Origin of the sequence: Mucilaginibacter sp., from assembly GCF_036383575.1 — a bacterium.
Taxonomy (GTDB): Bacteria; Bacteroidota; Bacteroidia; order Sphingobacteriales; family Sphingobacteriaceae; genus Mucilaginibacter.
In genome coordinates this window covers 1-11426 of sequence record NZ_DASVOB010000164.1, presented here as the reverse complement: position 1 = coordinate 11426, position 11426 = coordinate 1, and the positions used below count along the sequence as shown (strand labels likewise).

Below are 11426 nucleotides of genomic sequence, written 5' to 3'. Positions count from 1 at the left end.
TTAGCCCCGTTGGTGATAATGGCATTCCATTCCTGGTCGGTGCCGGGATTACTTGTGCCTTCTCCAATAGAAAATCAGATTTGTTTACCTTTGCGCTTCAAATTCTAATTCCGAAATCGAACATCCGACATCCAAAATGACAAATATCTCCATCGAACAAATCCGTCCCGAGCTTACCTGGCGGTTAAGGCAACGTATATTATACCCCGAAAGCAAGCTTCATGAAATGGAGATGGAAGAGGATAACCAGGGTTATCACTTTGCAGCATTTAAAGATAACTATATCGTAGCGGTAGTATCCCTTTTTAATAAAGGCAACGATTGGCAGTTCAGGAAATTCGCGGTTGATGACTCAGTTCAGAAAATGGGGATAGGTAAAGCGATGCTGGAGCATATAACCGATTTTGCCCTTACCAATGGAGGTACATTATTGTGGTGTAATGCCCGGGTATCTGCTATCGGTTTCTATTTAAAACATGGCTTTACGCATACCGGCCGGCTTTTTACAAAAAATGGCTTCGATTACGAGATCCTCGAAAAACAACTCATTCCTTCTCCAGGGCAGGAATAATGGCCGTAGCGTAATTGTTCTGGCGTTTTTGGTTTGATAATTTTGCTGCCTTAAGCGCCTCCTCTATATCGCCCTGTGCTTCATACAATACGGCAAGATCATAGGCTGCATGGCTGGCCAGCTTCAGATCGGGCCCATCAATAAGCGGGTTCAATATTTTAAACGCTTCGTTATACCGTTTTGCAAAAATGTGGTTTGCAGCTATCTTCAGACTATCGTTATCGGTATAAACCTGCCGTTGATTAGTTAAGGTAGATGGCAGGTAATCCTTTATTGCATCAATAGCCGCATTACCTGCCGACTGGCTGATGGCTGGTCCATTGCCCTTTATAGTAGGGTGTATCAGTAAGGCTGCAAACAGGCCATAATAGTGGCTTTCTGAATGAAAGTCGTTTGCCTTCCCTCTTAATACTTTAAAATAATTGCCATTGCTTTCATACAGGGTAAATTTAACATTCACTACTGTATTGTATACTTCCGTGCTATCCTCAAGCGTCATCGGAATATCGGCACTCAGCGAATCAAGCGTTAAAATATAATTGGCGTTGTACTTTTCGGCAAGCTTTTTTACCGGCGTGGTATCCGCAGATAAATTTACAGAATCGGCAAGGATCGTTGTTCTGATGCGCGGCAGCATATCCAATTGTTTCGCGGCCATAGCAATAGCACTGTAAACGCCGCCTTTAAGCACACCGCGCTTGCGTTTATTTTTAATATCCAACGAATCGACAGTAAACCTGTTTACCAATACAACTTTAGTTTCGTTGCGCCCCAATTCAAGTTTAGGGGCATAGTTAACCGGTACTGTAATTATATAATCAACATGGCAAGCCACCAGGCTTAGGGCAGCCAGTGCACAGATAGTCAATAAAGTTTTCAAGGTATTTGTAATAAGGTTGGTTTAGGTTTTTGGGTTTTATTCTTTCATCAAATCAACAATAATAGCTTTGGCAAAGTCATTCGGTTGTTTTTGGTTGGATATTTTGGCAACATCAAGTGCCGCGTCAATATCGCCCTGGGCTTCGTAAACTACAGCAAGGTTGTAAGCAGCCCTGCTGGCAAGTTTCAGGTCGGGCCCATCAATAAGCGGGTTCAATACCTGGAAAGCCTTATCAAATTTGCCTGCTTTGATCAGTTCAACCGAGCTGCTCAGCTGATCGCCGTTGGCGTATAAAGGACGGTCGTGATATTCTGTATATGGCAGGTAATCCTTAAGTGCGTCCAATGCCGAGTTTCGGATAGCATCAAACAAAGGGCCACCGTGGGCAAGCAAACTGGATGCGCTGCCATATGAGTTATTATCGTTTATCTCGGCCTCGCCATTTAGCTTCCTGAAGTAGATACCGTTTGCTTCAAAAAGAGTAAAACTGGTATTAACCACTGATACCCGGTAAACCGAAGGCACACCGTTATAATAATCCTGCTTCCATTTAGTTTCGCCTTTAAAATCCTCGAATGCCAGCACATAAGCAGCTTTATATTTTTTTGCCAGGAACTTAACCGAATCGGTATTGGCGGTAAAGTTAACCGAGTCGACCAGCTGAACAACTTTTACGCCCGGCAACGCATGCAACTGGATGGCCGCATTGTTTATGGCGGTGTAGGCGGCGGCTTTAAATGTGGTCAATACGCGTTTGCCCCGGTTACGGGTTGAATCGGGCATGTAGTGGTTAATAACTACTATAGTTGTTTTTGCCCGGTTAAAACTCTGCTTCGGTGCATAATCAACCGGTACGTTTACATATTGAGGTACGCTGCACGCCGCTAAAAAACATGCTGCAAATAAGATACAAGTAAGCCTGAGTAATTTCACCTTATTAAAAATTAAATATCGCGGAAAGGTATAACATAAGCATGAAAGCATTATGAAATACCCGGTCATTTTTGTATCAAAACAAACAAGGGCCCTTATTGTGACTAAATATTTGCAACAACGTTTAACGATACGGCAAATTTTGTTAACTCGCTTTAAGAATATAATATCAGATTGTTAAAATCCAATTCATTAATAGCTCTTATTGAACATTTTAATAAAAAAACACTTTAATTAATATGAAATTCTTATTTTAGCTACCAACTAAGCTGTTGAAATTTACAGCATTATTTAATTAGGTTTAATGTAAATATGGCTAAAAAGAAATCTGACGCCCCGCAGCATACATCCGTTGTAAACGAAACTTCACTCGCGTTTTTTGAAAAATACATCAACAATCCCTCGCCTACCGGTTTTGAATGGAAAGGCCAGGAGCTTTGGCTCGAATACCTGAAACCTTATATCGACACCCATTACGTTGATAATTATGGCACTGCGGTTGGTATCATCAACCCTAAAGCCGATTATAAGGTGGTTATTGAAGCCCATGCCGATGAAATTTCATGGTTTGTGAACTACATTACCAATGATGGTTTAATATATGTTATCCGTAACGGCGGTTCAGATCACCAGATAGCGCCATCAAAACGTGTTAATATCCATACCGATAATGGCGTTGTTAAGGCTGTTTTTGGCTGGCCGGCTATCCACACCCGCCTGGGCGGCGATAAGGAAGAGGCCCCTACCCTAAAAAATATCTTTTTAGATTGCGGCTGCACTTCAAAAGAAGAAGTTGAAAAGCTGGGCATCCACGTAGGATGTGTTATTACCTACGAGGATGAATTTATGATCCTTAACGACCGTTATTATGTTGGCCGCGCACTTGATAACCGTGCCGGTGGCTTCATGATTGCCGAGGTTGCCCGTTTGCTTAAAGAGAATAATGTAAAACTACCTTTCGGCCTGTATATAGTTAATGCAGTGCAGGAAGAGATAGGTTTACGCGGTGCCGAAATGATAGCCCATAAAATAAAACCTAATGTGGCTATCGTTACCGACGTAACGCATGATACGCAAACGCCAATGATCAACAAAATTACCCAGGGCGATCTGGCTTCTGGTAAAGGTCCGGTTGTATCATACGCTCCTGCAGTTCAAAATAACCTGAATAAGTTGCTTATTGAAAGTGCCCAAAAGGCAGGGATCCCGTTCCAGCGCCAGGCTTCGTCACGCTCAACCGGTACCGATACAGATGCTTTTGCTTACTCCAATGATGGCGTACCATCGGCATTGATCTCGTTACCTTTACGTTATATGCATACCACAGTGGAGATGATCCATAAAGAGGATGTTGACAACGTGATCCGTTTGATATATGAGTCGCTTTTAAACATACAAGCTGGTCAGGATTTCAGATACATTAAATAATAAAATTTGCGCCCTACAAAACAATTAAGGCAAAAATTCATTTCCTCATAAAATCAAACGCAATCCCAATATTAAAATCCCCAAATTCTATCTATGAAACCAACCTTATTGATACTGGCCGCAGGAATGGCCAGCCGCTATGGTAGCATGAAACAAGTTGATGGCTTTGGCCCCAACGGTGAAACAATTATTGATTATTCGATCTATGACGCTATAAAAGCCGGTTTTGGTAAAGTTACATTTATCATCCGCGAAGAGTTTGTTGATAGCTTTAAGGCTATTTTTGAGCCTAAACTGGCTGGTCGTGTTGAAACAGATTATGTTTTTCAGAGCTTTGACCTTAAGCAATTCGGTATTGATAAAGAAGTAGAGCGCGCTAAACCATGGGGAACAGCTCATGCAGTGCTTGCTGCACGCAACCAGGTTAACGAGCCTTTTTGCGTGATCAATGCTGATGATTACTATGGTTATGATGCATTTGAAAAAATGGCTAAATTTTTAACTACCGAAGTTAAAGACGACCTGTACTCGTTAGTAGGTTACCAGATTGACCGTACTTTATCAGATTACGGCTCTGTATCGCGCGGCGTATGCAAGGTTGATGATAACGGTAACATGGTTGAAATTAACGAACGTACCGAAGTTTACTTTAAAGAAGATGGCAGCGTAGCTTATAAAGATGCTACCGGCGAATATGCACTTCCTAACGATACCCGTGTGTCAATGAACTTCTGGGGCTTTACACCGGCCATCTTTAAACAGAGCGAGCAAATGTTTGTAGACTTTGTTGAGGCTAACGAAAACAACCCTAAAGCTGAATTTTTTATCCCACTGGCTGCAGATAAACTGATCAAAGATGGTACTGCTGCATTTAAAGTGATCCCAACCGGTTCAAAATGGTTTGGTGTTACTTATAAAGAAGATAAGCCTATCGTTCAAAAAAGCATATCTGAACTGGTAGCTAACGGCGTATACCCTGAAAAACTTTGGGACTAAATACCTGATCCCATTAAAAAGCAAAGCTCCCGTCGGTAACCGAACGGGAGCTTTTTTTATATATGTTTAATTAAAAATTAGTCCTGGTAAATGAAGAATGTTTTTTGGTCGTTTTCTTCGTAAACGTGCAGGGTTTTCTTAACCACCTGGTTATCGGTTTTAACTTCCATAATGTAGTCGCCATCTTCCAAATTGGTTAAAACATAGCCTCTTTCAACATCTGTTTTGGTTGATACCACATCTTTCAGTAAAAGTTCATTTTGTTTACTGTAAACGCGTACAAACGCGCGGCCTTTGTCTGATTTTGCGATAGTTAATTTAACACCGCGGTCATGATCAAGTGCGCGGAAGGATACCACTTCTTTAGCTTTAGGGGTTACATCAGTTACATCGGCTGCTTTAGCGGCTGTAGTTGCAAAAACGCCTGCGCTTAATAAGAAAAATAATGCTGATAATTTTATGGAAGTTTTCATGATTTTGAGCTTTTGAGTATGTTAAATATTTTGTGTTTGTTATTTTCAATGATCAAATGAACAACATTAATTTTAACTGCTAAAAAGTGTTATACCAGCGCTTTATAAATATAGACCAATGCCAAAAAGCACTCGGCGAACGCTTAAAACGTACTAATTATCAATATTTTACAAGTTGGTCGAAAATTCAGGGGAGTTGATCGGGTGGGAAACGGGATTGGTCGTTTTTGAGGAGGGAAAAGAAAAATCCATGCAACGTTTTCAAAATGCACATTTAACAAAATAATGCTGTTCGAAGTCTCCGACTTCGAATTGGTATGCCTGTAGTTTACAACTATAGGTTGCCTGCTCTACATTTTATTTCCTGTAGTCAGAGACTACAGGCATAGTCATCCGAAGTCAGAGACTTCGGACAGCGATTTTTTTCAACTGATCCTGCCCGCTCCGCACCCACTTTCCCAATGCTTCTACAAAACTTGCTATACGCTTTCCTGCTCTCAAGCCCTCCATTGTTCTCCCTGCTCAGACTGACAGGTTCTCTTTTGTCATCTCTCCAGCAGAGCCCAACGGAGTTAACTTCGTTTATCCTGAAAAACTTTGGGACTAAGTACCTGATCCTATTAAAAAGCAAAGCTCCCGTCGGTAACCGAACGGGAGCTTTTTTTATATATGCTTAATTAAAAATTAGTCCTGGTAAATGAAGAATGTCTTTTGGTCGTTTTCTTCGTAAACGTGCAGGGTTTTCTTAACCACCTGGTTATCGGTTTTAATTTCCATAATGTAGTCACCATCTTCAAGGTTGGTTAAAACATAGCCTCTTTCAACATCTGTTTTGGTTGATACAACGTCTTTCAACAAAAGTTCATTTTGTTTACTGTAAACGCGCACAAACGCACGGCCTTTATCTGATTTTGCGATAGTTAATTTAACACCGCGGTCATGATCAAGTGCACGGAAGGATACCACTTCTTTAGCTTTAGGGGTTACATCAGTTACATCGGCTGCTTTAGCGGCTGTAGTTGCAAAAACGCCGGCGCTTAATAAGAAAAATAATGCTGATAATTTTATGGAAGTTTTCATGATTTTGAGCTTTTGAGTATTGTTAATATTTTGTGTTTGTTATTTTCAATGATCAAATGAACAACATTAATTTTAACTGCTAAAAAGTGTTATACCAGCGCTTTATAAATATAGACCAATGCCAAAAAGCACTCGGCAAACGCTTAAAACGCACTAATTATCAATTTTTTACAAGTTGGTCGAAAATTCCGGGGCGTTGATCGGGCGGGAAACGGGGTTGGTCGTTTTTGAGGATGAAATGGAAATAGCAGTGCAACGTTTTCAAAGTTATGTTACAGCTTATCTTCCACTCGTCATTGCGAGGTACGAAGCAATCCCAAACTATACAGAGCGTATCTGTAAATAGATGGATTGCTTCGTACCTCGCAATGACGGGGTGGATATAGCATTTTGCAGCATTAAGCTTCAATCAACACCAAATCTACATTTAACAAAACCAAGCCAACCAAACAACGTTGCCTTTAAGTACCCTATCTATCCGGGGGCACTACAGGCATGAATTTACAAATAGCAGGTAACGTACAGGGCTTTAAACAACAGGATGGTGTTTTAACAATCAAAACCGCCGAAGCCGAAGCAAAGGTTTACATATACAGTCCCAGTATTATCAGGGTGAACATCAGTAAAAACTTTAATCCCGATGATACTTCATTTGCAGTGATCAGGCAACCAACAGCTGATTTTGACTTTGACGAATCATCTGCCAATATTGACATTACTACTTCGGTCTTAAAGCTCAGCATTCAGAAATCGCCATTGCGGTTTAATTTTTTTACGGCCGGAGGCATTTCACTGAGTGAGGATGACGCGCGCTTTGGCACAAACTGGCAGGGTGAGCGTGTTACCTGCTACCGCCGATTGTTTGAGGGCGAAAGGTTCACGGGTCTTGGTGAAAAAACCGGCAACCTTGACAGGCGCGGAGCAGCTTACGTAAACTGGAATACCGATGCACCTAACCACACGCCGGAATCTGATCCGCTGTACAAAACCTTTCCTTTTTTCATAGGCCTGCATAGCGGGCTAACCTATGGCTTATTCCTCGACAATACCCATAAAAGCTATTTTGACTTCGGCGCATCCACAGATGAGGAAACAAGCTGGTTCGGTGCTGATGGCGGCGATCTGAATTACTATTTCTTCGGAGCGCAGGGCGTTGCTAAAATTATTGAGGATTATACCTGGCTTACCGGCCGGATGGAAATGCCGCCACTCTGGAGCCTCGGCTACCAGCAATGCCGCTGGAGCTATATGAGTGCCGATGAGGTGCTGAACATCGCCCAAACCTTTCGCAAAAAACAGATCCCTGCCGATGTAATGTATTGCGATATCGACTATATGGACGATTTCAAGATCTTCACCTGGAACAAAAAAACCTTCCCCAAACCCAAACAAATGCTGGACAAACTGAAAGCGATGGACTTCAGGCTGGTTACCATTGTCGATCCGGGTATAAAGGTTGAAAAAGGATACAAAGAATATGATGAGGGCATTGAGCGTGATTATTTTGCCAAATACCCCGATGGTGAAAATTACACCGGCTATGTATGGCCCGGCCGCTGCCACTTTCCCGATTTTTTCAGGGACGATGTTCGCGAATGGTGGGGAGCAGCTTTCAAGGCACTAACAGATCCCGGTGTTGAAGGTTTCTGGAACGATATGAATGAGCCTGCTGCCTGGGGTCAAAACATTCCCTGGATAGTAAAATTTGGCGCTAAGTTTATGCCCGAGGTACGTAATGCCTACGGTATGCAAATGGCCCGCGCCACTTATGAGGGTACAAGAAAGATCCTGGGCAATAAACGACCTTTTGTACTAACACGCGCCGCATATTCGGGCACACAGCGATACTCTGCCGTGTGGACAGGCGATAACACCGGCACCGATGCCCATATGCTGTTAGGTCAGCGGTTGGTAAACAGTTTAGGCATTACAGGCATGAGCTTCGTTGGTGTCGATATCGGCGGGTTCAGTGGCGACCCTACTCCCGAGCTGATGGTACGCTGGAACTCACTGGGTACTTATACCCCGATGTTTCGTAATCACGCCATACAGGGCAGCAAAATGCGCGAGCCCTGGGAATGGGGCAAGGATAACGAACAGATCATTAAAAAAGACATTGAACAACGGTATAAACTGCTGCCCTACCTGTACAGCAGCGTTTATCACTCAACCCAAACCGGTTTACCGGTAAGTCGCACATTGGCTATTGAGCACAGCGTTGACGAAAACGTTTTTGATGAGCGTTTTCAGAATGAATTTATGTTTGGCGATGCCATGCTGGTTGTTCCGGTAGAGAGCACAAAACTTACCGAAGATATTTACCTACCCAAAGGTTCATGGTACCGGTTAAGCAGCAATGAATTTTATGAGGGTGAGCAGATTGTTAACGTGCCGGCGCCATTAACAGATCTGCCGGTGTTTGTAAAAGCAGGCAGTATTATCCCGATGCAAAGTGTTTTGCAAAGTACCAATGAAAAAGGCGATGGGGTATTGCAGGTCCACATTTGGAATGGAAGCGAGGCTAATAATTTTGTTTATTATGAAGATGATGGCGTGTCATATGATTATGAGCAGGGTGTTTATTATAAACGGAGTATTCGTTTTGATCCGGTGAACAAAAGCATCAGTTTGTCAGCGGTTGAGGGGGAGTTTAAATCGCGGTTTATGCAATTGAAATTTGTCTTGCATGGCTTTGGAAGAGTTAAGCTGAAAGATGAGGTAATGAGGAATGAAAGCGGGGATATCGAGATGAGGTTATAATTGTCATTCGTCATTTTGAAATTCTTGTGATACTAATTACATTCGGTTAAGTATCATCAAATAATGGCCAATACCTTTTCGCAGATTTATCTTCAATTTGTTTTCGCGGTTAAAGACAGATCCAATCTTATATCAAAAAATAACAAAGAAGAATTACATAAGTATATTACTTCGTTAATTCAAAATCGGGGAATAAAATTACTGGCTATTAATTGCATGCCTGATCATATCCACATTTTTGTTGGTTTCAAGCCAAGTCTTTTGATTTCGGATTTTGCAAAAGAAATTAAAGTTGAAAGTAATGAGTTTATCAATAGCAAAGATTGGGTCAAGGGAAAATTTAAATGGCAGGAAGGATATGGCGTTTTCTCGTATTCACAATCACATATCGACTCTGTGATAAAGTATATTCAAAACCAGGAAACCCATCATCAGAAACGGACATTCAAACAGGAATATTTAGAGTTATTGAAAAAGTTTGAAATCCAGTTTGAAGAAAAATATTTGTTTGATTTCGTTGGGTAGCGATTGAGCCGAGCGCATGATTTGCGTTACGCAGCAGGAGGCACCTACGGAGCCAAAACAACCTGCTATTTTGACTATAAACATGGTACTCCTCCGGAGTTTGCATTTTGTCTCGTCCTAAAAAAGTTTACAGCTGGTCTTGTCCGCTTTTGGGTTTACAGTTTGCGTACTTTTTAAAACTCCGTAGGAGTACCATGTTTATAGCTCCATTTGGAAGATATAACAATGGCTCCATAGGTGCCTCCTACTTCCGTATGCAGACCAAACTCGTCTCCTCCATCCTACAAAAAAGCCCGGTCTGGAATTAACCAAACCGGGCTTTATATTATTGAAAATAAATTAATTATTTCACTTCTTCAAAATCAACATCTGTAACGGTGTCAGAGTTGTCTTGCGGAGCTCCGGCATCGCCAGCTGGTGCACCTTGAGCGCCTTCGGCAGAAGCTTTGTACATATCTTCAGATGCAGCAGTCCAGGCAGTGTTAAGCTCGGTTTGTGCAGCTTCGATTGCGTCAAAGTTTTTAGCTGAATAAGCTTCTTTTAATTTAGCTAAACCAGCTTCGATAGGTGCTTTTTTATCAGCAGGGATCTTATCGCCGTATTCTTTCAATTGTTTTTCTGTCGAGAAGATCAGGGCATCGGCAGCGTTCAGTTTTTCAACTTCTTCTTTTGCCTTTTTGTCAGCATCAGCATTAGCTTCAGCTTCGTCCTTCATCTTTTTGATCTCGGCATCAGTTAAACCAGAAGAAGCTTCGATACGGATCTTTTGCTCTTTACCTGTAGCTTTATCTTTTGCAGATACGTGCAGGATACCATTAGCATCAATATCGAAAGTAACTTCAATTTGTGGCACACCGCGAGGTGCTGGTGGAATACCATCCAGGTGGAAACGGCCTATAGTACGGTTACCCGCAGCCATTGGGCGCTCACCTTGTAATATGTGGATCTCAACTGATGGCTGACTGTCGCTGGCGGTTGAGAAAGTTTCAGATTTTTTAGTGGGGATAGTAGTGTTTGACTCGATCAATTTAGTCATTACACCACCCATAGTTTCGATACCTAATGAAAGTGGAGTAACGTCAAGTAACAATACATCCTTAACCTCGCCGGTTAATACACCACCCTGAATAGCAGCACCGATAGCAACAACTTCGTCAGGGTTAACACCTTTTGAAGGAGCTTTACCAAAGAATTTCTCAACAGCTTCCTGGATAGCAGGGATACGGGTTGAACCACCTACCAAAATTACTTCATCGATATCAGAAGTGCTTAAACCTGCATTTTTCAATGCTGATTTACAAGGGTCGATAGTACGTTTGATCAAGCTATCAGCCAATTGCTCAAATTTAGCACGGCTTAAAGTTTTAACTAAGTGCTTAGGCATGCCATCAACAGCAGTGATGTATGGCAGGTTAATTTCAGTTTGAGCTGAGCTTGATAACTCAATTTTAGCTTTCTCGGCCGATTCTTTTAAACGTTGTAAAGCCATTGGGTCTTTACGCAGGTCAATGCCTTCGTCGCTTTTAAATTCTTCTGCCAACCAGTCAATAATTACCTGGTCAAAGTCGTCACCACCTAAGTGAGTATCACCGTCAGTTGATTTTACTTCGAAAACGCCGTCGCCCAACTCCAGGATAGATACGTCATGCGTACCACCACCGCAGTCAAACACAGCAATTTTCATATCCTTGTGTGCTTTATCAAAACCGTAAGCCAAAGCAGCAGCAGTAGGCTCGTTAATGATACGGCGTACTTTTAAGCCTGCAATTTCACCGGCCTC

The 11426-nt window shown here is 42.1% G+C and carries 10 protein-coding genes; 5 read left to right on the top strand and 5 right to left on the bottom strand.

What is annotated here, in order from left to right:
* Positions 1-136 precede the first annotated feature (136 nt).
* Positions 137-571: a GNAT family N-acetyltransferase gene (locus tag VF500_RS06020; RefSeq protein WP_330858798.1), complete on the top strand. Its 435-nt coding sequence runs from the start codon at positions 137-139 to the stop codon at positions 569-571.
* Here VF500_RS06020 and VF500_RS06015 read toward each other — a convergent pair.
* Complete coding sequence (locus tag VF500_RS06015) at positions 546-1451, bottom strand: DUF6340 family protein (RefSeq protein ID WP_330858797.1); 906 nt, start codon at positions 1449-1451, stop codon at positions 546-548. The two genes, VF500_RS06020 and VF500_RS06015, sit on opposite strands and share 26 nt — an antisense overlap.
* Before the next feature lie 36 nt (positions 1452-1487).
* A complete protein-coding gene (locus tag VF500_RS06010; protein ID WP_330858796.1) occupies positions 1488-2384 on the bottom strand; it encodes a DUF6340 family protein in 897 nt (298 codons plus the stop codon).
* 312 nt (positions 2385-2696) lie between these two features.
* On the opposite strand from VF500_RS06010, the gene VF500_RS06005 reads away from it, so the two are divergent.
* Complete coding sequence (locus VF500_RS06005) at positions 2697-3812, top strand: M42 family metallopeptidase (RefSeq protein WP_330858795.1); 1116 nt, start codon at positions 2697-2699, stop codon at positions 3810-3812.
* A gap of 93 nt (positions 3813-3905) precedes the next feature.
* On the top strand, positions 3906-4808 hold the full coding sequence (locus tag VF500_RS06000) for a nucleotidyltransferase family protein (protein WP_330858794.1): 903 nt from the start codon (positions 3906-3908) through the stop codon (positions 4806-4808).
* Between the two features lie 77 nt (positions 4809-4885).
* Here the strand turns inward: VF500_RS06000 and VF500_RS05995 are convergent, their stop codons facing one another.
* Together VF500_RS05995 and VF500_RS05990 are read right to left on the bottom strand one after the other, a co-directional pair.
* A complete protein-coding gene (locus VF500_RS05995; protein ID WP_330858793.1) occupies positions 4886-5281 on the bottom strand; it encodes a hypothetical protein in 396 nt (131 codons plus the stop codon).
* 684 nt (positions 5282-5965) lie between these two features.
* A complete protein-coding gene (locus VF500_RS05990; RefSeq protein ID WP_330858792.1) occupies positions 5966-6361 on the bottom strand; it encodes a hypothetical protein in 396 nt (131 codons plus the stop codon).
* A 495-nt stretch (positions 6362-6856) separates the two neighbouring features.
* Between VF500_RS05990 and VF500_RS05985 the strand changes: the two genes are divergently transcribed.
* Complete coding sequence (locus VF500_RS05985) at positions 6857-9121, top strand: glycoside hydrolase family 31 protein (RefSeq protein WP_330858791.1); 2265 nt, start codon at positions 6857-6859, stop codon at positions 9119-9121.
* 63 nt (positions 9122-9184) lie between these two features.
* Entirely contained in the window at positions 9185-9646 is a 462-nt protein-coding gene (gene tnpA, locus VF500_RS05980; RefSeq protein ID WP_330858790.1) for an IS200/IS605 family transposase, read from the top strand.
* Between the two features lie 343 nt (positions 9647-9989).
* Here the strand turns inward: tnpA and dnaK are convergent.
* A partial coding sequence (gene dnaK / locus VF500_RS05975) for a molecular chaperone DnaK (RefSeq protein WP_330858789.1) occupies positions 9990-11426 on the bottom strand: 1437 nt, incomplete at its 5' end.

Excerpts from the sequence above, each read along its gene's own strand:
- VF500_RS06000 (WP_330858794.1), top strand. The coding sequence starts at position 3,906 with ATGAAACCAACCTTATTGATACTGGCCGCAGGAATGGCCAGCCGCTAT.
- VF500_RS05995 (WP_330858793.1), bottom strand. The coding sequence starts at position 5,281 with ATGAAAACTTCCATAAAATTATCAGCATTATTTTTCTTATTAAGCGCA.
- VF500_RS06020 (WP_330858798.1), top strand. The coding sequence starts at position 137 with ATGACAAATATCTCCATCGAACAAATCCGTCCCGAGCTTACCTGGCGG.
- VF500_RS06005 (WP_330858795.1), top strand. The coding sequence starts at position 2,697 with ATGGCTAAAAAGAAATCTGACGCCCCGCAGCATACATCCGTTGTAAAC.
- VF500_RS05985 (WP_330858791.1), top strand. The coding sequence starts at position 6,857 with ATGAATTTACAAATAGCAGGTAACGTACAGGGCTTTAAACAACAGGAT.
- tnpA (WP_330858790.1), top strand. The coding sequence starts at position 9,185 with ATGGCCAATACCTTTTCGCAGATTTATCTTCAATTTGTTTTCGCGGTT.
- VF500_RS05990 (WP_330858792.1), bottom strand. The coding sequence starts at position 6,361 with ATGAAAACTTCCATAAAATTATCAGCATTATTTTTCTTATTAAGCGCC.